The organism is Paenibacillus assamensis DSM 18201, from assembly GCF_000422445.1.
Lineage (GTDB): Bacteria > Bacillota > Bacilli > Paenibacillales > Paenibacillaceae > Paenibacillus_B > Paenibacillus_B assamensis.
In genome coordinates this window covers 264,894-290,242 of the sequence record NZ_KE383838.1, presented here as the reverse complement: position 1 = coordinate 290,242, position 25,349 = coordinate 264,894, and the positions used below count along the sequence as shown (strand labels likewise).

The 25,349-nt window shown below is 45.7% G+C and carries 18 protein-coding genes and 1 CRISPR repeat array; of the genes, 10 read left to right on the top strand and 8 right to left on the bottom strand.

Going from position 1 to position 25,349, the window contains the following annotated elements; all coding sequences use genetic code 11:
* Positions 1-63: 63 nt before the first annotated feature.
* Positions 64-502: a CRISPR direct-repeat array (repeat unit 32 nt; unit sequence GTCACTCTCTATACGAGAGTGTGGATTGAAAC).
* A gap of 78 nt (positions 503-580) precedes the next feature.
* The 3 genes from H580_RS0119760 to H580_RS0119750 form a co-directional block, all read right to left on the bottom strand.
* A complete protein-coding gene (locus H580_RS0119760; RefSeq protein ID WP_028596316.1) occupies positions 581-1,561 on the bottom strand; it encodes an electron transfer flavoprotein subunit alpha/FixB family protein in 981 nt (326 codons plus the stop codon).
* Positions 1,562-1,778: 217 nt separating this feature from the next.
* Positions 1,779-2,546: an electron transfer flavoprotein subunit beta/FixA family protein gene (locus H580_RS0119755; RefSeq protein WP_028596315.1), complete on the bottom strand. Its 768-nt coding sequence runs from the start codon at positions 2,544-2,546 to the stop codon at positions 1,779-1,781.
* A gap of 141 nt (positions 2,547-2,687) precedes the next feature.
* Positions 2,688-3,275: a fatty acid metabolism transcriptional regulator FadR gene (locus tag H580_RS0119750; protein ID WP_028596314.1), complete on the bottom strand. Its 588-nt coding sequence runs from the start codon at positions 3,273-3,275 to the stop codon at positions 2,688-2,690.
* 277 nt (positions 3,276-3,552) lie between these two features.
* Between H580_RS0119750 and H580_RS0119745 the strand changes: the two genes are divergently transcribed.
* The 10 genes from H580_RS0119745 to H580_RS0119700 all read left to right on the top strand — a co-directional run bounded on the left by H580_RS0119745 (position 3,553) and on the right by H580_RS0119700 (position 19,283).
* Positions 3,553-5,736, top strand: a complete 2,184-nt coding sequence (locus H580_RS0119745; protein WP_028596313.1) for a (Fe-S)-binding protein — start codon at positions 3,553-3,555, stop codon at positions 5,734-5,736.
* A 404-nt stretch (positions 5,737-6,140) separates the two neighbouring features.
* Entirely contained in the window at positions 6,141-8,537 is a 2,397-nt protein-coding gene (locus H580_RS0119740) for a 3-hydroxyacyl-CoA dehydrogenase/enoyl-CoA hydratase family protein (protein WP_028596312.1), read from the top strand.
* 152 nt (positions 8,538-8,689) lie between these two features.
* On the top strand, positions 8,690-9,874 hold the full coding sequence (locus H580_RS0119735) for an acetyl-CoA C-acyltransferase (RefSeq protein WP_028596311.1): 1,185 nt from the start codon (positions 8,690-8,692) through the stop codon (positions 9,872-9,874).
* A gap of 783 nt (positions 9,875-10,657) precedes the next feature.
* Positions 10,658-12,442: an acyl-CoA dehydrogenase family protein gene (locus tag H580_RS0119730; RefSeq protein ID WP_028596310.1), complete on the top strand. Its 1,785-nt coding sequence runs from the start codon at positions 10,658-10,660 to the stop codon at positions 12,440-12,442.
* Positions 12,443-12,541: 99 nt separating this feature from the next.
* Positions 12,542-14,221, top strand: coding sequence for an AMP-binding protein (locus H580_RS0119725; protein ID WP_028596309.1), 1,680 nt, complete (start codon positions 12,542-12,544; stop codon positions 14,219-14,221).
* A gap of 80 nt (positions 14,222-14,301) precedes the next feature.
* Positions 14,302-14,745 carry a PaaI family thioesterase gene (locus H580_RS0119720; RefSeq protein ID WP_028596308.1) on the top strand — a complete coding sequence of 148 codons (444 nt, stop codon included), beginning with the start codon at positions 14,302-14,304 and terminating at the stop codon, positions 14,743-14,745.
* Positions 14,746-14,941: 196 nt separating this feature from the next.
* Entirely contained in the window at positions 14,942-15,613 is a 672-nt protein-coding gene (locus H580_RS0119715; protein ID WP_051217591.1) for a fumarylacetoacetate hydrolase family protein, read from the top strand.
* A gap of 82 nt (positions 15,614-15,695) precedes the next feature.
* On the top strand, positions 15,696-16,526 hold the full coding sequence (locus tag H580_RS0119710) for a DUF92 domain-containing protein (RefSeq protein WP_028596306.1): 831 nt from the start codon (positions 15,696-15,698) through the stop codon (positions 16,524-16,526).
* Between the two features lie 143 nt (positions 16,527-16,669).
* Positions 16,670-17,242 carry a TetR/AcrR family transcriptional regulator gene (locus H580_RS0119705; RefSeq protein ID WP_028596305.1) on the top strand — a complete coding sequence of 191 codons (573 nt, stop codon included), beginning with the start codon at positions 16,670-16,672 and terminating at the stop codon, positions 17,240-17,242.
* A 97-nt stretch (positions 17,243-17,339) separates the two neighbouring features.
* The gene (locus H580_RS0119700) at positions 17,340-19,283 is read left to right on the top strand and encodes an ABC-F family ATP-binding cassette domain-containing protein (RefSeq protein WP_028596304.1); all 1,944 of its coding nucleotides are present in this window, start codon (positions 17,340-17,342) and stop codon (positions 19,281-19,283) included.
* 327 nt (positions 19,284-19,610) lie between these two features.
* Here H580_RS0119700 and H580_RS0119695 read toward each other — a convergent pair whose 3' ends face one another.
* The 5 genes from H580_RS0119695 to pepF form a co-directional block, all read right to left on the bottom strand.
* Positions 19,611-20,093 carry a tetratricopeptide repeat protein gene (locus H580_RS0119695; protein WP_036605528.1) on the bottom strand — a complete coding sequence of 161 codons (483 nt, stop codon included), beginning with the start codon at positions 20,091-20,093 and terminating at the stop codon, positions 19,611-19,613.
* Between the two features lie 56 nt (positions 20,094-20,149).
* A complete protein-coding gene (locus H580_RS0119690; RefSeq protein WP_036605527.1) occupies positions 20,150-21,178 on the bottom strand; it encodes an acrylyl-CoA reductase family protein in 1,029 nt (342 codons plus the stop codon).
* Positions 21,179-21,756: 578 nt separating this feature from the next.
* A complete protein-coding gene (locus H580_RS0119685) occupies positions 21,757-22,848 on the bottom strand; it encodes a M42 family metallopeptidase (RefSeq protein WP_051217590.1) in 1,092 nt (363 codons plus the stop codon).
* Positions 22,849-22,936: 88 nt separating this feature from the next.
* Positions 22,937-23,293, bottom strand: a complete 357-nt coding sequence (locus H580_RS24910; RefSeq protein WP_036605575.1) for a LapA family protein — start codon at positions 23,291-23,293, stop codon at positions 22,937-22,939.
* A gap of 244 nt (positions 23,294-23,537) precedes the next feature.
* Positions 23,538-25,334, bottom strand: coding sequence for an oligoendopeptidase F (gene pepF / locus H580_RS0119675; protein WP_028596300.1), 1,797 nt, complete (start codon positions 25,332-25,334; stop codon positions 23,538-23,540).
* Positions 25,335-25,349 lie beyond the last annotated feature (15 nt).

Genomic DNA, 25,349 nt, shown 5'->3' with positions numbered 1-25,349 from the left:
CTCTATACGAGAGTGTGGATTGAAACTTTTAACACGTAATCACGCGAAAGCTGTTCGCCTGTAGTCACTCTCTATACGAGAGTGTGGATTGAAACCTTTTGATATTTTTCCTCTGCAGCTGTTAACGGCTGTCACTCTCTATACGAGAGTGTGGATTGAAACATTTCCGCATCTTTTGAAGCTTGTTTTGAACCGGCACTGGTCACTCTCTATACCAGAGTGTGGATTGAAACATTGCTTCGGCTCCGTATGTCTCCTGTAGATTTGCGTCACTCTCTATACGAGAGTGTGGATTGAAACTATTTTTGATTTTAAGACGTTTTAATTTTCGGATGTCACTCTCTATACGAGAGTGTGGATTGAAACTTTTACAGGAATAATAAATATGCTGCAAGCTGCGGGGGTCACTCTCTATACGAGAGTGTGGATTGAAACATACACCATGGGTGGGGAACAAAGCGCATTACGTTGTCACTCTTTATACGAGAGGATAGAATGAAAGGGCTGAAATCTATTCCGATGCTGCTCAACAAAAAATACACTGAAGCCGTATGTTGGCTCCAGTGTATTTTTATATCCACTACGGCTGCAGCGCCAGTTTGAACTGTTCCGTCAGGAGCGGCACCACTTCAAATAAGTCGCCTACAATCCCGTAGTCGGCAATTTTAAAAATAGGTGCTTCCGGGTCTTTGTTGATCGCAATAATGACCCGGGATGAGCTCATGCCGGCGACGTGCTGAATCGCGCCGCTAATGCCGCAAGCAATATAAAGCTCCGGCGTTACCACTTTGCCCGTCTGCCCAATTTGCAGCGCATAATCGCAATATCCTGCGTCACATGCACCGCGGGAAGCGCCAACCGCGCCGCCTAATACGGCAGCCAATTCCTCCAGCGGCTTGAAGCCGTCCGCACTGCGAACACCGCGTCCGCCTGAGATGATAACTTTTGCTTCGCTCAAGTCAATTTTCCCAGACGTGTTGCGCACAACATCACGGATAATCGTTTGCAGTGCAGGCTGCGAATAAGCAATCGCTTCCGTTGTTGCAGTCCGTGTTGGATCAACTTCCAAAGGAGCGATATTGTTTGGGCGTACCGTCACAATCCATGGGAAAGCGGTGAACGCTTTTTTCTCCAGCACTTTGCCTGCATAAATAGGGCGTGAAAACAATGCCTGCCCGTTATTATCTACCTCAATTGCAGTAATATCTGAAATTTGGCCCGCACCAAGCTCAGCCGCAATTTGTGGTGCCAAATCTTTACCGATGGCGGTATGCCCCAAAAATATGGCATCTGGTTGAACCGTTTGAACAACGGCTTGCAAAGCAGCAAAATAAGCTTGTGGGTTGTAATGTTCTAAGTCTGCATGATCGATTGTATATACACGATCGGCACCGTACTGCGCCAGCTCGTTCACAAATGCGCTAGTAGTAGCGCCAATAAGTATTGCCGCTACGGTTGTGTCCGCTCCTCCGGCTAGTCGCGCCGCGCTAATGGTTTCACAGGATACTTGGCGTAAGGAACCGCCTCTCGTTTCAGCTACAACAAGAAATGTTCTCGACATCCTGAAATCGCCTCCTTGGTATGCAAAGAAATAATAGTGAAGTTACGCGAACTAGAATTCGAACTCATACGCATACGCATACTCGTATACTTACACTTATACGTACTGGTATTCGTATTTGGAAAAGTGCAGCTACCATAAATCTTGGTACTCTCTTCTACTCGTGAAACTATTGCGCATGCCTCAATTGAACCACTTTCAATCGTTCAATTAAATGTTAAATGACCTTTGCTTCTGTACGCAGCAGACGGAACAACTCTTGTGCCTGCTCTGCAGGTTCACCAGAAATGATCTTGCCAGCTTGGCGAGCAGGGGGAAGCTGCAAATCTTTGCGCTCTGTGCGTGGAGCAACAGCTCCAGCATCAAGGTTCAAATCGTCGAGAGATAGTTCGCGGAACGGTTTTTTCTTTGCTTTCATAATGCCTTGCAAGGAAGGATAGCGCGGTTCATTCAAGCCTTGCTGCGCGGTAAACAAGGCAGGCAAGGGCAGCTCAACCGTTTCGAGATCGCCCTCTGCATCACGTATAGCGACCGCTTTGCCTACGGAAATATCCAGCTTTGTAATGGATGAAGCGTGCGGGATGGCAAGTAATTTTGCCAGGCGAACAGCAACTTGACCGGCTCCGTTATCTACGGAGAAATTGCCCCCAAGTATGATATCGTACGGCTCTTGCGAGATAAACGCATGCAGCGCGAGCGCTACAGAGTACTCATCATGACCAATGCGGCTGTCTTGTATAAGAACAGCTTCATCCGCACCCATGGCGAGTGCGGTGCGAAGTGCTTCTGCTGCTCGATCAGGGCCAACCGACACGACAGTTACTTTGCCGCCCGCATCGTCGCGAATTTGGATCGCTTGCTCTACGGCATACTCGTCATATGGATTTATGACAAACTTAACGCCATCCTCCACGACTGTACCTTGTTCGACGACGATTTTTTCCTCCGTATCAAACGTTTGCTTTACTAAGACGATAATGTTCATCTTGTACTGCCCCTTTCATTCATAATGGATGAAGTAAGAGAAAGCCGAGTAACCTCGCAGCAAATGCATCTAAGGAGAGCAACATCCAGTTACAAAGGCTGGGATGAAATGTAGTTAAGTTTAGTTAAGTTAATAACAAACCTAAGCTTGTTCAATACCCTTAAAGAAGAAGGTAACTGTCCCATCAACTTGGGCGGATAGCGAATATTTTCTGCCGGAAATCAGCCATGAGGTCACAACTTCGTCCATTGCACCAAATAGAAGCAAGCGTGTCAGCTTAACATCAAGATCAGGGCGGAAGAGGCCCTCTTTAATACCTTGTTGGAGCAGCTGCTCAATTAAGGTGATGTAAGGCTTAATTGCGCTGCCTATTTCTTTGCGCAGCTCAAGAGAGCTTTGGCGCAGTTCAATTTGAGTGACGAATGCGAGGTCCACATTGTTCTCCAGCTCTGTATAATGAATCTCGCACACTTTACGCAGCGCATCTTTCGCGCTCGTTGTTTGCTCGATAGTCGCATGGAATTTACTTACCAGCTCGCCTAGTTTCTCTTGAAACAGAGAGATGAGAATATCCTCCTTCCGTTTGAAATACAAATAAATAGTACCGTCAGCAACTCCAGCTTCCTTAGCTATCCGAGCAACTTGAGAGCGGTGATACCCGTGCTCGGCAAACACTTTTAAGGCCGCTTCGAGAATTTGGGTATATTTTTCTTTTTTGCTACTTGTCAATGGAATCACCTCGATGTTAGAATATGGCTAAATCATGAATGAATACTCATTCAGTTGCTGCTATCATAAAATACAAACTTTTCCTTGTCAATGACATTTGCGGCTTATTGGATAGGAAAGTATGCATGAAGTTAGCTTTGTAGCTTTAGGATGGAGGAGCAATTGGAAGCGCTTAACCGCAAAATGAATGAGCATTCATTCGTTTTTTAGTTTTAACGCAAGGGCAAGCATAAGTATTAGCATTAGGTATGGACATCTAAGAAAGGGGTTGGTTTGAATGCCAGGAGCGTTCGTGCATTTGCTGTTGTTTCTGGGCGTTACTGGGCTCGGCGTCTATTGGTTTTTCAAAGCGGTGTACCATCGTTACTTGTACGTTCAGTTAGGACAGCCAACGGATTGGAGCGGACGGCTAAAGCACAATTTGCGCGAGTTTATGGGGCAAGTGTTTGGGCAAACGAAGCTAATGAAGGATCGCAAAAGTGGCATCATGCACCTTGTCGTCTTTTATGGATTCCTCATTTTACAGCTAGGTGCAATCGACATTATTTACAAAGGGTTAGCAGGGCGCTCGCTGCCGATTCCGGGTTTTGCCTACTTTGAGCTGCTGCAAGAGTTGACCGTGGCATCGATTCTCATCGCGATGGGCTATGCTGCTTACCGTCGTTACGGGGAGAAGCTGAAGCGACTTAAACGAGGCTGGAAGCCGAGTCTCGTACTTTTCTTCATCTACAGCTTGATGCTCTCTGTATTGTTTACACAGGCATTCGCCCGATTGCGTGAAGGATTGGACCCATCTTGGCATGCACCTATCTCATCACTCATTGCGATGCCTTTCGAATCGCTCGGAATGTCTACAGATGCAGCGACTGTTCTGTACGTGATTAGCTGGTGGGCGCATTTGCTCATTTTGTTAGCGTTTCTGGTGTATGTCCCACAGTCCAAGCATTTTCATCTCATTACGGCGCCGCTCAATATTGCGCTTCGACGTACAGGACCTGTTGGCCGATTGCGCAAGCTTGATTTGGAAGACGAAGAAGCGGAATCGTTTGGCGTTGGCAAAATTGAAGATTTCACGCAGAAACAGCTAATTGATCTATATGCATGTGTGGAATGCGGTCGTTGTACGAATGTGTGTCCAGCTGCCAGTACTGGTAAATGGCTGTCGCCGATGCATATGATTACGAAGATGCGTGATCACTTAACCGAAAAGGGTGCTGCGATTACTTCAAAGTCTCCTTGGGTTCCTGCATTTGCTTTTTCAGGTGTAACGACTCATATGGTGCAAATGGAAGGGCAGCAGCTTGGAGCATGGAGCGGGCAAGATATTACGGACATTGGTGCGACGATGCAAGCACAGGCTCAATCGTGGCTCCCTGTAGTCGATGGACGTGCACCGAGTCAGCTAGAACTTGTCGGCGATGTCATGAGCGAGTCTGAAATTTGGGCATGCACAACATGCCGCAACTGCGAAGATCAGTGTCCAGTTGGCAATGAACATGTCGATAAAATTATCGATCTGCGCCGCTACCTTGTGCTTACCCAAGGAAGCATGCCGCATGATGGACAGCGTGCTTTACAAAATATTGAGCGCCAAAGTAATCCATGGGGCATAAGCCGCAATGACCGTGTGAAATGGGTGCAGGATGTTGATCCAGAGGGTGTACTGAAAGTGCCTACGGTTAAAGAAAATCCGAATTTCGACGTATTGTTCTTCGTTGGCTCGATGGGCTCTTACGATAACAGAAGCCGCAAAGTAACACGGGCATTTGTCCGTTTACTTAACGAAGCAGGCATGAACTTTGCGATCCTTGGCAATGAGGAGAAGAACTCCGGGGATACACCGCGACGTATGGGCAATGAATTTTTGTTCCAGCAGCTGTGTGAAGAAAATATTACTACGTTCCAAAAATACAATGTCCGCAAAATCGTGACGGCTTGCCCGCATACGTACAACACGCTCAAAAACGAGTACCCTGAATTCGGCCTAGAAGCTGACGTGCTGCACCATACCGAGCTGCTTGATGAACTCGTGCGAGACAAACGAATCGTACCGAAGTATCCCGTAAAGGAGCGTGTAACGTATCATGACTCCTGTTATCTGGGACGCTACAACAACGTGTACGATCAGCCGCGCAACGTACTGCGTGCCATTCAAGGTGTGGAGCTGCTGGAGATGGAGCGTACTCGTGAAAATGGTATGTGCTGCGGCGCTGGCGGAGGCATGATGTGGATGGAAGAAACGGCTGGCAAAAGGGTGAACTTGGCCCGAACCGAGCAGGCGCTTGAAGTGAAGCCGACGGTGATATCCTCCGCATGTCCGTTCTGTCTGACAATGATGGAAGATGGCACGAAGCTGCTCAACGCCGAGGAGAGCGTGCAAACGAAAGATATTGCTGAGCTGCTGGAGCTTGCCGTATTTGGCCCTGTTCCATCAGGAGATAAGGAAGCTGTAACAGCGTAGGCTGCACATTTAAAAACAAATACAAATTATTAAAACTGAATTATTCAAAAGCTAGCCATTACATCGCACAAGTATTTCTACTAGTACAACTACCTTGCTACCATAATACTTTTCACTACTTCAAATAACTCCAACTAAACGACATGCTGCATTTTAGCTTAGATTTTCACCGTAATAGTAAATCAAACCATGCTGCTTCATCACTTTATTCATGTCACATGTCAATCTACACGATACTTCCACATCTCCCATCACGATTAAGCAGCTTCTTTATTGCTGCTGATGTATTGAAATAGCCAACATGAAACCTACATTTCAAGTTGGACGACACACCATTTTCATTCAGCAACCATTTTATTTATCTAATGTAAGCTCACCATTTTCGAACAGGAGGGTTTCCGAACATGGTCAAACCGATTCAGCAAGCCGCCGTAATTGGCTCAGGAGTGATGGGGGCAGCAATAGCTGCACATTTAGCAGGTGCAGGCATTCCCTGTTTACTACTAGATATTGTCCCAACACAGCTTAGCGAAGAAGAGGCGAAATCAGGTCTTACTCTGGAGCATCCGAAAGTGCGCAGCAAGCTTGCTGCAACCTCTATTGAGCGTCTAAAGAAGACGAAGCCAGCGCCGCTGTACAGTGAAGCATTCGCTGCTCTCATTACGCCAGGCAATTTGGATGACGATCTTCATAAATTGTCCAAAGTAGATTGGATTATCGAAGTCATTGTGGAACGTCTTGACGTGAAACGCCAGTTGTTGCAGCGCATTGAGCAGGTATGGACGCCAGGCACCATCGTTTCGTCTAACACGTCAGGCATTTCGATCAACGAAATGGTGGAGCCGTGTGGGGAAGCGTTCAAGCGTCACTTTTTAGGTACACATTTTTTCAATCCACCGCGTTATATGAAGCTGCTAGAAGTGATTCCGGGGCAAACGACGGACCCTGAAATTGTGAAGTATATGACAGCCTTCGGTGAAAAACGTCTTGGCAAAGGTGTCGTAGCCGCTAAAGATACACCGAACTTTATTGCCAATCGGATTGGCACGTATGGGCTGCTCGTCACGCTGCGCGAAATGCTGCAAAAAGGATATACTGTCGAAGAAATCGACGCGGTTACGGGACCAGCAATGGGACGACCGAAAAGCGCGACATTCCGTACGCTTGACCTTGTTGGTTTGGACACTTTTGTTCATGTGGCAGGGAACGTGCATAACAATACGATGGATGAGTCGGAAAAAGCGATTTTTGATGCGCCAACCGTACTGCGTCGAATGGTCGAGCAAGGCTGGATTGGGGAGAAGCAGGGGCAAGGCTTCTATAAAAAAGTAAAAACTACAGCTGGAAAAGAGATTCAGGCGCTAAATTTGGCAACGATGGAGTACGCAGTTTCGCAAAAGGTGAAGGGAGCTTCGTTAGAAGCCGCTAAAACAGCCAAAGGCGCAGCCGCTAAAATAAAGGCGCTTCTTGGGACTGGCGACCGCTATTCAGAGTTGGCATGGCGTGTTCTTAAGCCGGTACTGCTGTACTCCGCAAATAAGCTGGGGGAAATCGCGGACTCCATTGTTGAGATCGACAATGCAATGAAATGGGGCTTCAATTGGGATCTCGGGCCGTTTGAAATTTGGGATGCAATCGGTCTCGTAAAAAGTGTGCAGCGAATGGAATCAGAAGGGGAGGTTCTTCCTGAGTGGGTTACAGCTTGGATTGCTGCTGGACATACGAGCTTCTATGTAAGAGAAGCGGGAAGTAGTGCCTTTTATTATGAGTGTGCCTTGACTGCTGTTGAAACTAGACCGGAGCATATTTCACTGCGTGCGCTGAAAGAGCAAAACCGTATTATATTGTCCAACTCCGGTGCGAATTTGATTGATATTGGTGACGATGTTGCATGTTTGGAATTTAGCTCCCCTAATAACGCCATTGGCGGAGACATTTTAACGATGATTCAGAAAAGTGCAGAAGAAGTGCGTAACAACTACCGTGGTCTCGTTATTGCGAATGAAGGCAAACATTTTTGCGTCGGTGCTAATTTAATGCTGTTGTTAATGGAAGCGCAAGATGGTGAATGGGATGAAGTAGACAGCATTATTCGCTTGTTTCAGAACAGCATGATGGCTTTGAAACGTCTGCCGAAGCCAGTCGTCGCAGCACCACATCAGATGACGCTTGGCGGTGGGGTTGAGGCTTGCATGCCAGCAGATAAGGTGATTTTCTCAGCTGAAACGTACTACGGACTCGTTGAAGTCGGAGTTGGTCTGATTCCTGCGGGCGGAGGCTGTAAAGAAGTTGCGCTGCGCACAAGTCGCTTAGTGAGCAATCCAGAGGTGGATTTGCAGCCGTTTATGAATGGTTACTTTGAAACGATTGGAATGGCGAAAGTATCGACGAGCGGTCATGATACGAAGCGACTTGGCTATATGGCACCACAGGACTCGGTTGTTATTAATGCCGATCACCGTATTTATGAAGCGAAAATGGCGGTGCTGGATATGGATCGTGCAGGATACGCTGCTCCAGTTGAAGAGCGTATCCGTGTTGTTGGGGAATCAGGCAAAGCAGTAATGCAGCTCGGTGCATATACGATGCGTCAAAGCGGTTTCATCAGCGAGCATGATCAGCTTATTGCGAACAAACTTGCGCATGTGTTGGCCGGTGGAAATGTGCCTGCGAACAGTTACGTATCCGAGCAATATATGCTCGATTTGGAGCGCGAGGCATTTTTGAGTTTAACGGGTGAGCCGAAGACGCAGCAGCGCATGCAGCATATTTTGACGACCGGCAAGCCATTGCGCAACTAGTAGAGTTGGATGGGATTTCGTTTTATCAACATAGCAAAACATGAAGTTATCACAATAAGATATCACAATATTCAAATACCTGATGATCTGGCTAATAAGCTATTAATCGATCTATTTATCCATTTCATTTAGCTAAGCGAGGGGAGATAACGATGAAAGAAGCAGTTATAGTATCCATCGTGCGTACACCAATTGGCAAAGCAAAGCGCGGTAGCTTGGCGCATACACGTGCTGAGGATTTGGGGCGTATCGTACTGGACGAAGCGATCCGCCGGGCGCCTGGTCTTCGCAAAGAGGACGTTGATGACATCATTATCGGCTGTGCAATGCCAGAAGGTGAGCAGGGACTTAACTTTGCCCGCATTATGTCGCTGTATGCAGACTTTCCGACGACTGTCCCGGCAGTAACGGTCAACCGCTTTTGTGCATCAGGTTTGCAGTCGATTGCTTATGCAGCAGAGCGCATTATGCTAGGGCATGCGGAGGTTATCGTTGCGGGTGGCGTTGAAAGTATGAGCCATGTCCCGATGACAGGATTCAAGCTGGCTCCGCATCCACAGCTTGTAGCAGAAATGCCGCAAGTGTATATGGGCATGGGGCATACTGCGGAAAATGTGGCAAATCGCTTTGACATTAGCCGTGAAGCGCAAGATGAGTTCGCTTATAACAGCCATCGCAAAGCGGCAGCTGCAATCGCAGAAGGGAAATTCAAAGACGAAATCGTTCCCGTATCAACGAAGGTGAAGGGCATCAGTGCAGATGGACGTCCATGGGAGAAGGTCGTCCATTTCGAAATGGACGAAGGTGTTCGTACGGACACTTCCGTGGAAGGGTTGGCAAAGTTGAAGCCATCCTTCGCGGCTAAAGGCTCTGTTACAGCAGGCAATGCTTCGCAAATGAGCGATGGTGCTGCTGCTGCTGTCCTGATGACAAGAGAACGTGCAGAGGCACTTGGCTTGAAGCCATTGGCTGCATTCCGCTCCTTTGCATTGGCTGGCGTTGACCCCGAAGTGATGGGGATAGGGCCGATCGAAGCGATCCCGAAGGCGCTTAAGCTGGCTGGCATTACGAAGGAGCAAGTGGATCTATACGAGCTGAACGAAGCATTTGCTTCGCAATGCGTCGCTATTATTCGTCAGTTGGAACTGGATGAAAGTAAAGTCAACGTGAACGGTGGTGCTATTGCACTCGGCCATCCACTTGGCTGCACAGGAACGAAACTAACGGCATCGCTCGTCCATGAGCTGCGACGTCGTGGTGGAGGATATGGTGTTGTATCGATGTGCATTGGCGGTGGTATGGGCGCAGCCGGAGTGATTGAGGTGTACGGAGCTTAAGTGATTAGGAGTGACTAACCGATTAGATGTGCTTAAGCAATTAGGTGTGATTAACTGATTGAGTGAAGCTGAAAGCTTGCTGGAGCTTAATAAAGCCAGTAAAGCCAATAAAGCCATGAAAAACCAATAAGGATAGGCGACAATTCATGGAGCTTGATACGAAGTAGTGGCATTTAGTAGAACTTAGTAGTAACTAAAAATATTTATTTTAGTTAGAAAAACTTTGGTAGAAATCGGTAAATACATGGTGAAAATTAGCATAACGTAATGGCGCCTAATGGACTATAAATCTGCCTAGTTGTGGACTTGAAAAAAAGATGCAAGTATACATCTTTTTAACGACTTAAAAGGAAAAAATGTGAAATGAATGCAAATATGCATCAATTCTAGCCTTATTGGGGACGAAGCAGCTTTTTTAAGTAAAAAGCCTGTATTTTTGCAGGCTTTTCCTTGAAAATTGATAATTTCAGCTAAAAGCATGCATATTTGCATCTGTTCCTTGTTATTAATTGAACGTTCTATTTATAGGGCGTTGTATCGCATCATTGAGTTATATTCATTTTCGTTTAATTGAATTGATTTTCATCGAAATACACTGAATTACAACGAATATTAAATCGAATTATATCGCATCGCCTAGAATTACATTTTTCCTGTACGTACATCAAGCAACTCATTTGATTTTCCCACAATCCATAAATCAACTAATGATATCCATTAATTTTTAAAAGAAATTTATCTTCATGTAAACGCATTCATTATATGATAAAGGAGAGATTGGATATGTTGGACACGAAAGGCACGAAAGTGAAAGGCGGCAGCTTCATTATTGAGGAAGTTGAAGCGAGCTCAGTCGTTATTCCCGAGGACTTTGTGGAAGAGCAGCGCATGATGATGGAGACAACGCGTGACTTTGTAGAGGGAGAAGTTGTACCTCATGATGAAGCAATCGAGAAGCTTGATTACGAGCTGACGGTGAAGCTGATTCGCAAAGCAGGCGAGCTCGGCTTACTTGGCTCTGATGTACCAGAGGAGTATGGCGGCCTTGGTTTGGACAAAGTCAGCTCCACACTTATTAACGAGACGCTTGCCAAAGCATCTTCGTTCGCACTGTCTGTTGGTGCACATGTTGGTATTGGAACACTGCCGATCGTTTTTTTCGGGACATCTGAGCAGAAGCGTAAATATTTGCCGACATTGGCATCAGGTGAGAAGATAGCGGCCTATTGCTTAACCGAGCCGACCTCCGGTTCGGATGCGTTGGGTGCGAAGACGACAGCGAAGCTGTCCGAAGACGGTCAGCATTATATTTTGAACGGCTCTAAAATATTTATTACGAATGCTGGCTTTGCAGATATTTTCATTGTATATGCGAAAGTGGACGGTAAAGACTTTACGACATTTATAGTTGAGCGTGATATGGAAGGCTTTACGGTAGGACCTGAAGAGAAAAAAATGGGTATAAAAGGATCATCTACATGCCCCTTATTCTTCGAAGATGTAAAAGTTCCGATTGAAAATGTGCTTGGCGAAATTGGCCGAGGCCATATTATCGCGTTCAATATTTTGAACATTGGTCGATTCAAATTAGGTGCTGGCTGTCTTGGAGCTGCAAAAGAAGCGATCGAGCTCAGCTCCAAATATGCGAATACGCGTACACAGTTCGGCAAACCATTGTCTGCATTCCCGCTCATCGGCAAAAAGCTCGCAGAGATGAACATTCGCACGTATGTGACAGAAAGTATGGTGTACCGTACTTCTGGCTTAATCGATACAAGCATGAAGGACATTGATCAAACTCAACCGGATGCTGGTCAGTTATTGGCAAAGAGCATTGCAGAGTATGCGTTAGAATGTTCGATTAACAAAGTATTTGCGTCTGAAGTATTGGACTTCGTCGCAGATGAGGGCGTACAAATACATGGCGGGTACGGTTTTACACAGGAGTATAAAATCGAGCGTATTTATCGCGATTCACGGATTAACCGCATTTTTGAAGGTACGAATGAAATTAACCGCTTGCTCATCCCAGGCACGCTCGTCAAGAAAGCGATGAAAGGCGAGCTGCCTCTCATGCAAAAAGCACAAAGTCTGCAAGCTGAACTTATGCAGCTCGTACCTGGGCAAACCTTCGAGGGCACGTTGGAGCATGAGGCTCATTTGCTATCGATGGCTAAAAAAATATTCCTTATGATTGGCGGCTTGGCGGTGCAAAAGTACGCTATGGAGCTTGATAAGCAGCAGGAGGTACTCAGCAACTTGGCGGATGTTATGATACTCGTCTATGCCATGGAGAGTGCGCTGCTGCGAACACGTAAAATGATTGCCAAGATAGGAGAAGCCAAGGCAGCTCATGCCATTGAGATGACAAAAGTTTACATCCATGAAGCATTTGATGATGTTGATCGTTTTGCCAAAGAGGCTCTTGCGACGATGGAAACTGGCGACGTACTGCGGACACAGCTGTCGATCTTGAAGAAGTTAACTCGCAACACACCAATGGATACGGTAGCTATGAAGCGTGGAATCGCGGCACGTGTTATCGGTGCAGAAAAGTATATCGTCTAACGGCGGCTGATATCAATAAAATTGATATTATGGCTGACACACGCTAACCAACAACGCCGGAAAGAGACGGCGTGGACCTGGGGAAAGGGATGAGCTTGTATGTCATTGGATAAGCCATGGCTCTGTCATTATCCTAGAGAGATCAACTCGACCTACGAATATCCTAAGCATAATTTAGCCTTGTTTCTCATTCAGGCGGCACGAGATTATCCAGACCGCACTGCCCTGTATTTTATGGGGAAAAAGATAAATTACGAACAGCTGTTAGAAGCTGCATACCGCTGTGCAAATATGTTAACGAGCCTCGGTGTAAAGCGCGGTGACCGCGTAGCGATTATGCTGCCCAACTGTCCACAGACAGTCATTGCTTACTACGGAACGTTAATGATTGGCGCCGTTGCTGTGCTTACCAATCCGCTTTATAAGGAGCGGGAGATTGAGCATCAGCTAAATGATGCCGAAGCGAAAATTATGGTTACGCTGGACCTGCTGTTCCCTCGTGTACATGCTGTAAAGCAGCAAACGGGGCTTGAACATATTATTGTCACTTCCATTAAAGAGTTTTTGCCATTTCCCAAAAATGTGTTGTATCCGTTCAAAGCAAAGCGTAGTGGAGCGAAGCTGGACGTCCCTTATGGTAAGGGCGTCCACTCTTTCCATTCTTTCATGCAGCTAGCTTCACAGGAGGCAGTATGCGTGGACGTAGATGCAGACAACGAGCTTGCCCTACTGCAATATACAGGTGGCACTACAGGTGTTGCCAAAGGTGTTATGCTGACACACAATAATCTCATTGCCAACACGCTGCAAGTTTCCCGCTGGTTCTACAAAGCAAATCGTGGCGAGCCTATATATTTGGGAGCCCTTCCTTTTTTCCATGTGTTTGGCATGACCGTACTGATGAATTTGTCGATCGTAACGGCAGGGATGAATATTGTTATCCCCAAATTCGATGCCAAAGACATACTAGATTCGATCCAACGACTCAAACCGACGATGTTTCCAGGTGCCCCGACGATGTATATTGCACTCATGAATCATCCTAACATTGCTGCTTACGACCTTTCTTCCATAGAAATGTGTATTAGTGGAGCCTCCTCACTGCCGCTTGACGTCCAAACGAAGTTCGAACAATTAAGTGGCTGCAAGCTTATTGAAGGGTACGGGTTATCGGAAAGTTCACCAGTAACGCATGCTAATCTGCTGTGGGGAAAGCGGAAAAATGGAACGATAGGCATTCCATTCCCGGATACGGACGCTAAAGTGGTAGATTCTGAAACAGGTGAACAAGTGCCCGTAGGTGAAATTGGCGAGTTAATTGTGAAAGGTCCTCAGGTGATGAAGGGGTACTGGAAGCGTCCTGTAGAAACGAGTAAAGCATTGCGGGATGGTTGGCTGTATACGGGAGATATGGCTCGTATGGATGAAGAAGGTTTTTTTTCGATCGTCGATCGGAAAAAGGACCTTGTGATTGCAGGCGGATTCAACATTTATCCGCGTGAAATTGAAGAGGTGCTATTTGAGCATCCTCACATTCAAGATGCCAGTGTTGTCGGTATTCCAGATGAGTATCGGGGTGAAACAGTTAAGGCATTCATTGTGCTGCGTTCAGGTAAACATGTAACGGAAGAAGAGTTGAATACATGGTGCCGTGCTCGTCTGGCTAGCTATAAGGTGCCGCGCCATTATGAATTCCGCTCGGAACTTCCGAAGACGATTGCCGGAAAAGTACTGAAGCGAGCCTTATTGGAGGAAGAGGCGAACGTATTGAAGAAATAGTAATAAGCGCTAAACGTACAGGCGAGTACGTGGCATTGTAGAATGCGTGCGTGTAGCAATCAATCAGGAGGAATTGTCTGATGAGTGTAAAGCCAGTAACGGAAGGACAAGAGAAATGGCTGAATACGTTAGCGGAGCGTGCACGCGGTACGTTCTGGGACTACATTGGTTGTGAAGTTATGGAGGCTTCTACGGCCAAGGTTGTGCTAAGACTTCAAGCGCAGCAGCACCATTTGAACGTGATCGGCATCGTCCATGGAGGTGTGCTTTCTTCGCTGCTTGATAATGCGATGGGGCTGGCTACGATGCTGCTTCGTCCGAATGAGAACACCGTTACGTCTAATTTAAATGTTAATTTCGTTGCTCCGATGAAGGCTGGAGAGCTTATTGTGACGGCAGAAGTCATTCATCAGTCAGGGCGTACATTGACTTGCACAGGCAAAATAGAGAGCAGCAGTGGCGTCTTGGGGACGATTGGTACAGGAACATTCCGTGTTGTTACTCCAATTACAAGCATTCCTTAACGGAAATAGTAGAAATCAAATAACTCGCGAGCTTAATTGCCAGTCGTCGATAATAATTTCGGCGGCTGGTTTTTCATTTTACTTGAATTCGAATACAATGAATATAGTTAAAGTTCTTGTACATATCTCTTTTCATCATGATAGTCCCTATGATTCTAGTATTCAGCGATCATCTAATAATAAGGAGAGGTTTCTAATGACACATCAACTAGCTAGTAATTATGAACATTCTTTTGCCGCAAATATTCGCAATGTATACTGCATCGGTCGCAACTACAAGCTGCACGCGCTTGAGCTTGGCAATGAAGTTCCAACGAAGCCAATGGTGTTTATGAAACCGTCTCATTCGGTCGTTCCTATTGCTGAGCGTACGTCGCTCGCATTGCCGCTGCATCAGGGGGCGGTTCATCATGAAATTGAAATTGTGCTTTACATTGGTAGAGAGGTGACAGCTGAAACGACAGTTGATGAGGCAATTGAAGCTATAGCACTCGGACTGGACTTTACGCTGCGTGATGTACAAGATACGCTGAAGGCGAAAGGTCATCCATGGTTGCCTGCTAAAGGTGTTCCGAATTCGGGACCGATTACAAATGCGCTTGCTTTTGAAGGAGCCGAGCAAGTTAGCCGTACGCCATTTGCCTTATTGCGTAATGGTGAGGTCGTGCAGCAGGGAACAGCAGCGGATATGATTTTTGACTTGCAGCAGCTCATTCAATTTGTAGCCTCTAATTATGGCTTGCGTAAAGGTGATGTTATTTTCACGGGAACGCCGGCAGGCGTAGGGGCAGTGCAAGCTGGTGATATACTTGAGCTGCAATGGAATAGCGAGACGGTAGGTTCCTGTGTTATAGAGGCTGCACAATAGCAATAATAGTCATTATATTAGGTAGTAAATAGTAGCGTAATTAAGCTAGCAATTATAGCAAGGAAACTAGAAAGGATACGAAATGGACTGGATCATTGGATTAGTTGGAAGTTTTTTTATGGCGGGAGCAGCTTATAAAAAACGATCGCTTACTCGTTCAGGTGCATTAGCAGCTTTTATAATGGGCACGGTGTACTTTGGAAGCGGTAGTTTGATATGGTTTGGGCTGCTGCTTACCTTTTTTATAACGTCAACAGGTTGGTCAAAATGGAAAAAGCGTACGAAAAGCCGCTTTGATACGATTTATGAAAAAACGGGACAGCGAGATGCGCACCAAGTGTGGGCGAACGGTGGGATCGGCATGCTGTTATGTGTGGCAAACGCATTGTTCCCTCACCCTGCTTGGATATTTTTATTTGTCGGTGCTATGGCTACCGTTAATGCAGACACATGGGCAACGGAAATCGGCAGTTTAAGCCGTACACAGCCGCGCTCTGTCATCACGTGGCGTCCCGTGCCAGCAGGGACATCAGGAGCTGTATCAGCACTAGGCACTTGGGCGGCAATTGGCGGAGCGGTCGTCATTGGCGGAGCAGCAGTTGTTTGCTTGTACATTGCTCAAGATCTCGCGTTTCCGTATCCATACAGCTGGAATTTGCTGTTTGCAGTCGGTATCAGTGGGGCTATTGGCGGCGTTGCAGGGGCGTTTACAGACTCTTTGCTTGGTGCAACTTGGCAGGCTTCATATCGCTGCGAGAAGTGTGGTGCTGCAACAGAAAGATGGCAGCATTGCAATCAAGCCACTAGACTCGTTCGTGGCTATCGTTGGATGACAAATGATTTGGTCAATAGTGTAAGCTCCATTGTTGGTGGACTTCTTGCTTGGCTTATCGGCAGTTTGCTGCTTGGGTAGTGCGTTGAGCTGCGACATCTACTGGAATGAGCTTGCTCTGAATCGACATCTTTCAAGTACCATGTTATATTCGATATACGAAATATGATAATAAGACATATGAACAAATGGATGAGCGGTGTTTAGCAGAAGGAGGTGGGCCGATGAGTCAAGTACAAGTAGACAAATGGAATCTGATTTTGGATGCAGCTTACGAGCTCTTCGGTGCCAACGGCTTCTACGAAACAAAAATGTCTGATATTGCAGAACGGGCAGGAATTGCAAAAGGGACATTGTACTTGTATTTTAGCAGCAAGGAACAATTGTTTACAGCGATGACGAAACGCGACTTTGAGCAATTTTTAGAGCAGCTTACGGATGGCTTGCAGCAAAGCGAGTCTCTGAATGATCGCTTATCCGTAGTAGCTAGTCATCATTTAGGTTATTTTTATGAGCGAAGAGACTATACGAAGCTGTTTTTCATGATGCCTAACAATGACCCTGAGATGCTGCAGGAGATACAGTCTTTTATTATGCAATATATACGCATATTAGCAAATATGCTTGAAGGTGATGGCTTTAGAGAGTCGAAGCTGCTCGCTAAGTCGTTTGTGGGCATTTTGGATATGATGAAGATGGACATATTGTTCGATCCGTCGTTTCAAGAGGAAGATGTAAGTCAGCGAGTGGTGTTTGCTACAGACTTGTTTATGAATGGCTGTATGCATCAGAAATAGATGACGCATTACAATCATCCCAATAATAGATAAGGTGCTGGGGAGAACCATAGGTTCTCCTTGTTTATTGATATTCACAGAGTTCGGAGGAAGAAACATGCATGTAATTACCGTAGAACAGCTTGGTAAAAGTTACGGAGAGAAGACGCTATTTAAAGAGGTATCTTTCGGTATCGCGACAGGCGATAGATTTGGAATTATTGGTGTGAACGGAACTGGTAAATCAACGTTTATGCGTACGTTGGCAGGGATTGATCCGATTGAAACAGGACGCATCATGAAAGGCAATGCGATCCGTGTGCAGTATGTGGCGCAGGAGCCTGAATTTGAACCACATGCGACGGTATTGGAAACGGTAATGAGCGGGGATGCACCCGAAATGAAGGCGGTTCGTCGATATACCGATCTATTAGAGCGTCTACGTGTACAGCCAGAAGACGAGAAGCTCCAAATGCAGCTCGTTCAAGCAAGTGACGATATGGATCGGCTACAGGCTTGGCAGATTGAAAGTGAAGCGAAGACTATTTTGTCTAAGCTGGGCATTACTCGTTATGATGCTCGTGTTAGTGAGCTGTCTGGTGGTCAGCGCAAGCGAGTCGCGCTCGCAGCAGGTTTGATCCATCCATCTGATCTATTGCTGCTCGACGAGCCTACCAACCATATTGACAACGATACGGTAGCGTGGTTGGAATCCTATCTACAGAAGCGCTCAGGTGCGCTTATTATGATTACGCATGATCGCTATTTCCTCGATAGAGTTGCGAATCGAATGATTGAACTTGATTATGGGCGTGCTCATTTTTATGAGGCGAACTATACGCGTTTCCTCGAATTGAAAGCGGACCGCGAAGCGCGTGAAGCTTCCGCAGAATCGACGCGTCAAAATATTTTACGCCAAGAGCTAGCATGGATTCGCCGTGGAGCAAAGGCGCGTACGACGAAACAGAAGGCAAGGATTGATCGTTTCGAGGATCTGCAATCACAAGGACCTGCACAGAAGCAGGGCGCTGTCGAAGTATCTGCGGCAAGTGCTCGTCTTGGTAAAAAGATTATGGAGCTGGAGTCTGTTGGCGCTGATGCGGGCACCCGTAAATTGTTCCGCGGCTTGGATTATATCGCTGTTCCACATGATCGCATTGGTATCATTGGTGTGAACGGAAGCGGTAAGTCGACGCTCCTGCAAATTATTGCGGGAACAAGACAGCCTGATAGAGGGAATATGGTATTAGGCCCAACCGTACGCATCGGATATTTCACGCAAGAGCATGATGAAATGGATGAATCGATGCGCGTTATCGAATATATTCGAGAGGCTGCTGAAACGGTTAAGACAGCGGAAGGTCACACGATTAGCGCGGCACAAATGCTGGAGCGATTCTTATTTAATCCATCCATGCAGTGGACAATCGTTGGCAAGCTTTCTGGTGGTGAGAAGCGCCGTCTGCAATTGCTGCGTTTGTTAATGACTGCACCGAATGTGCTGCTGCTCGATGAGCCGACGAATGACTTGGATGTAGAAACGTTAGCCGTATTGGAAAATTATTTAGATGAATTCCCTGGTGTCGTCATTACTGTATCGCATGATCGCTACTTCCTTGATCGGGTTGTCGATCGGATATGGTCGTTCGAGAATGGTGAAATTCGTAATCATGTTGGGAACTATACGGAATATGTAGAGTGGAGAGCTGCACAAGGACTATCTTCGCTTAATGAGCAGAAGTCTGTATCTTATGATAAGCAAGGAAATCAAGCCAATACATCGACAGAAGCAGTCGCTGTGAAGTCAGAACGCAAGCCCAAGCTGAAAATGTCGTATAAGGAAGAGCAGGAATACAATCAAATTGATGGCTGGATCGCCGATGTAGAAGCGCAAATGGAGCGTAATAACGTTGAAATGGAAGCAGCATTCAATGATTCTGTGCGCTTGCAGGAGCTAATGAAGCAGCAGCAAGAGGCGGAGCAGAAACTAAGTGACTTGCTGGATCGTTGGACAGAGCTAAATGAACTCGCTGAGCAGATCGAGGCGTCCAAACGTTCGTAGCGGCCTAATGGTTAGACCTTTGTTCAGAATGGAAACGGATGTAAACCATGCATAGTTGAAAAATAACGGAAATTGATAGCGTATCACAAAAACAACCCGTATCACTTTTAGGAGTGAAGCGGGTTGTTTTATATGTAAATGAAGTCTCTATAATGTATGATGACACGAATAGTAGATTTACTATACTACGCCTATAACAAATGGTAGAGAATGTTATTACATGCATTGACTTTATATGAAGTTGTTGTACTCCTCTATCTGATTTGAATGCACGGAATGCATTCTCTTCTATTCTTCATCTGTCCATACCTCGTTCAGATGATCCGCTTAGAAAAGCAGGGCGCGATTATACTGGGTAATATCAGCATTCTGAGTAGTTTCCACAAGTTGACGCAGTAGTATAGAAGTAGACTCCTCATGTTGTCCAAGATTGTACAACGTTACGGCGTAAAATACTTTGAATTCTCGTGCATCTGGAAATTGGTCGATCGCTTCTTTGAGCAGAGCCTTTGATTTCTCATACTCGCCAATAGCTCGATAGGTGCTGCCAAGACCGAGATAGGCACCGCGACGATCTTCGTCTGTAAGTTCTAACGATAGTGCTCGTATATAGTAGGGCACAGCGGATATTTCTTTGCCTATGGCATCATGAGCCCATGCGCATTGATACTGAACGATCCCCTCATCTGGAAAGTCGTCCGCAAGCTTTAACAACAATTGCAGTGAAGATTCTAATTGAGATTCCTGACGCAATTGAACGGCTTGCTTTAGCTGGGAGTCCCATGCAGGTTGCTTAATTGAGTTATTCATATGAGGTGTCTTCCTCCAGTTCGCATCTGAAGTAGTAGTACTGGATTTCTTGGAATTTAATCTCCCAAACGAATGACTCGTCTTCCTTCACTTGCTCCTTGCAGCATACTGGTTGTCAACATTGGAACATCTTGCAGTGCATGCTCTTGAACGAACCCATCTGTATGAACAATAGAAGACCAATCCGTAAGCATTTTATTCCACAGCACCTGTCGTTGCTCGTTCGGTGCGTACACAGAATCGATGCCGTACAAAGTAATGCCACGTAAAATGAACGGCAGCACGGTTGTTGGCAAGTTTGCTCCAGCTGTTAGTCCGCTCGCAGCGACTGCACCTCCATAATTTACAGAAGCAAGCGCAGCTGCCAAAATATCTCCACCACAGACATCGATAACGCCTGCCCAGAGCTGCTTATTTAGTGGACGCTGCTTCTCAGGAAGCAGTTGCTCACGGGAAATAATTTTTGCAGCGCCAAGCTGTTTCAAAATTGGTTCGAAGCTCGCCTTGCTTGTAGCAGCAACTACTTCATATCCTAGCTTGGCTAGTATGCCAACGGATAAAGAACCGACTCCGCCGCTTGCTCCCGTAACAAGAATGGGTCCGTCTTCAGGCTTTAATCCGTGATTCATCAACCTATCAACGGATAGAGCTGCTGTAAGTCCAGCAGTACCGAATGCCATCGCATCACGAAGGCTGGTTCCAGTAGGTAAAGGAATGAGCCAATCACTTGATACTTGGATGTACTCGCTCAATCCACCAAACTGGCTAACGCCTAATTCATATCCAGTCAGCACGACGGATTGTCCAACCTCATAACGCTCATCATCCGATGCTACGATTATACCGGCAGCGTCTATACCAGGGATGAAGGGGTAGGACTTGACGATCCCACCATTCGGTACACAAGCTAATGCGTCTTTGTAATTCAAGCTGGAATAAGCGACTTTTATCGTTACATTTCCTTCAGGGAGGTCATGTATAGAGATCGAACGAACGATTGGCGATATTTCACCAGCCTCATTTTTTTCAACTATAAGGGCTTTAAAGTTATTAGGAAAAGTATGTGGAAGTGGATGTTTTGTCATATTCGTATTCCTCCTAATCCTTTTTATCCAATAATAATAGGCCTGCTGGAAACTGCAAAAGCGTTGTCTTTATCGTTATACCTTCCTACATAAAAGCAAGCTAAGGTTCTTCTAACGAGCGCTATTGACGTTATTTTTATGAAATCGTCTATCTTACAATTTTAACGGTTGTAAGGGAGCTTATTTCAGCTATTGTAGCTATTTTACACGCTTAATCTAGCAAATAAGCTCTCCTGTATCCCTTAGAGATCAAAAACAGGCAAAATAAACTATATAGCCTCTATGACGACCGTTAGAATTATAATGGCATATTATACGTCTCACTATCTATAGTGCACATTTGCCCACTTACTGCGCACTGCGCACCATGCGTGGCACATGGGGCACCACGAATGCATGTTAAGAATGATGAGCTATGCATGTGCACTACACACCACACATGACGCATTATACATAGCGCACCACGCATGGCACACTAATGATACACTGCCACTACACAATTGACATTTCCAGCTCATTAACGACTGACTCACGATTTGAGATTCGTATAAAGGACTGCTTTAGAACGACGAAAAATATTATTCCTTAATATAAGCTGCAAGCAGCTTGGCTGTATTGATTACCGCTTGCATATGAGTGCGTTCCATCGCATGGGATGCATGTACGCCAGGACCGATCAAAGCAGCGCGAATATCATTTCCTCCACGCAGCGCAGCAGAAGCATCCGAACCGTAGCGAGGATAAATGTCGACTACATGATCAATGCCTTCTCTTTCCGCAAGTTGAATAAGGCGAGAAGTCATGAAGTAATCATAAGGGCCAGACGAGTCTTTAGCACAGATCGATACATCGGTTTCTTTACAGTTCAGGTCATCTCCCATTGCTCCCATATCCACGGCAATTAGCTCCGTAATTCCACTTGGCAACGATGATGCCCCATGACCAATCTCCTCGTAGTTAGTAATGTAAATGATGATATCGTGATGCGGCTTCCATTGATGGACCTTCATACTGTGCAGCAAGCCGAATAAAGCAGCTACACTTGCTTTGTCATCCAAATGCCTGGACTTTATAAATCCACTTGGCAGATGTACAGGACGTGCATCAAAGGAAACGTAGTCTCCTGTACGAATGCCTAGCTTCACTGTATCTTCTTGGGTATGTACAATTTCATCGATACGGACGATTGTGTTTTCTTCATTACGAGCCAGCTCGCTTGCTTTATCAAACACATGAACAGATGGCTGCTTCGTCATTATCGTACCTGTATAGGTTCGTCCTGTGTGCGTATGTATTTGACAATATTCATTCTCGATAGAATTCATCATGTAGCCGCCTAGTGGCGTAAGTCGAAGTGTTCCATCTGTATGGATGGAACGAACCATAGCGCCTAGCGTATCAACATGAGCAGAAAGGCCAATAACTCGTGTACGGTCGTTTTGGGAACCTTTCACATGAATGTAGCCGCCGCCTTTCTGATTACGTTCCATCGTATAGCCGAGTCTATGCGCTTCTTCGTGAATCCGGTTCATGATATGGTGTGTGTAGCCTGTTGGACTAGGGGTTTGAAGTAACTCCATCAGCAGACTAACGACATAAGATTCATCAATGTGAATAGCAAGTGCTTCGTTTTTTATTGCAGCATAAGGGGAATCGTAAAGTGTGCTCATAAGATGGTTGCTCCTTTAAATATGAAATAATATCGCAGTCCAATGAGAAATCAATGTTAGTGCTGCAAAGGTATGTCCGTTTGAAATCTTACTCGGGTTTGGAATCTTTTGAACTTCGTTTGTCCGCAAGTACATCTTCGATTTCTAGCAGATGCACATCCGTTGGTTCTGGAAATGCATAGTCATGTTCTGAAGCTGCTTCGAGCTGAGCCACTTTGGCCTCAAGCTCTTTAACTTTACGTCGAATACGGTACTGTGCATATACGCCGTAAGATCCAACGATCAGTGCTCCTAGCAATGTACATCCTAAGATTAGCAGGATGAGCGGTACATCGAATGTGCCAAACAACAGATTGACTTGTACAGGCTCCACATTCACGATAGCAAAAATCGCGGTCAGCAGTGCGAATACGAGTGCAGCAAATAAGGTCCACTGGATGCGCAAGTCATTATTTTTGTTGTTGGAATTGGTTTCTTTTGTTGTTTTGTTAGCCATGTTTAATCAACTCCTTAGTTGTTAGTATAATCCTTACTGTTCCAGCCTCACAATCTCATTCTGAGATTTATCGGGGATTCTCCTGTAAACTTATTGTGCAAATAACAACTCCTTCCGATGCATGGCAAGGGAAGGAGTTAAATGAATTTATTTACGATGATATTTCGATGGAGCAGCTAGGTTGAGATAGCGATTAAAGCTCTCTTGTCATCTGTTCCATTTGCTCGATAAGGGATTCAAGAACACTCATACCTTCCTCGATTGGAGCAGAAGTGGACATGTCAACGCCAGCTTTTTTCAAAATATTAATCGAGAAGTCACTGCCACCGCTCTTCAAGAAGCCAAGGTATCGGTCAACTGCTGGTTGACCTTCATCAAGAATCTGCTTCGCGAAGCTTTGTGCAGCAGAGAAGCCAGTTGCATATTTGTACACGTAGAAACTCGTGTAGAAATGCGGAATTCTAGCCCATTCGATCTCAATATCTTGGTCAACGACCATTTCGTCACCGTAATATTTTTTATTTAAATCATAGTAAACTTCATTCAATAGCTGCGGAGTGAGTGCTTCACCTTTCTCAGCACGCTCGTGAATAATCAACTCGAATTCAGCAAACATCGTTTGACGGAATACCGTCGTACGGAATTGATCGATGTAGTAGGTGAGCAAGTACATTTTTTCTTTCGGATCATTGCTCTTCTTCAGCATGAAGTCCATTAACAATGCTTCGTTCAAAGTGGAAGCAACTTCAGCTAGGAAGATCGTATACTGCGCATCCCGATACGGCAAATTGTTGTCTGAATAGTAGGAGTGCAATGCATGACCCATTTCATGCGTCAACGTGAACATGCTGTTCAAGTTGTCTTTATGGTTCAAGAGCACGTATGGGTGTGTGCCATAAGCACCCCAACTGTAAGCTCCGCTGCGTTTGCCTTCATTTTCATATACGTCAATCCAGCCGTTATCGTAACCTTCTTGAATGGCATTCAAATAGTCTTCGCCTAGCGGCTTTAAACTTTCCTTCACAATCGAAGTTGCTTCCGTATAAGGGATGTTCATATCGAACTGTTCCACGATAGGGGCAAACAAGTCATACATGTGCAGCTTGTCGACCTTGAGCAGCTTCGCACGAAGTTTCATGTAGCGGTGCATAAGCGGAAGATGCTTATGAATGGCGCCGATTAGATTCGTGTAAACTTCTTTCGGAATGTTATCGCCGTAAAGGTACATTTCCAATGTGGAAGGGTACTTACGAGCTTTGGCATAGAATAAGTTCTTTGTAACATTTGCACTTAACGCAGCTGCAATTGTGTTACTTTGCTTCTTATAGGTGCTGTAAACAGCTTCGAAAGCTGCTCGACGCACGTCGCGGTTGCGGCTTTCCAACATTTGAATGTAGCTGCCGTGCGTCAGTTCTACTTCTTCACCTTTATCGTTCTTGATCATAGGGAACTTCATATCCGCATTGTTAAGCATGCTGTAGATCGTCTCTGGTGCTCTGGACAAGCTGCCTACTTGTGCAAGTAGCGCTTCCTCTTGCTTGGAAAGAACATGAGCCTTCTGACGCTTCATTTCTTGCAATGTAAAGCGGTATGCTTTCAGTTGTTCATCTTCGATAAATGCATCAAGCTTATCGTCAGACAGAGAAAGAATCTCTGGTGTGATGTAGGATAATTTCTCGCTAACCGCGACGCTTAGTTTCTTAGCCTTATCGGATAGTGCTTGGTACTGTGCTTCAGCTGTATCTTCATGATGGCGCATATTAGCGTATACATATAATCGCTCAGCATGGAGTGAAATGTCATCTTCCAGCTCAAAGCATGCTTTGAGCGCCGCTGGTTCGTTTAGTTTACCGTGAAATTGATCTGCCTTTGCCAGCAGCTGTTGCAATAACGCATACTCTTGATCCCATTCAGCTTGTGAGCCGAATAAATCTTCAAGCTTCCAACGGTGTTCCTGTGGTACTTCCGAACGTTTCGTCAATTGTGACATATGTACCCTCCTAAA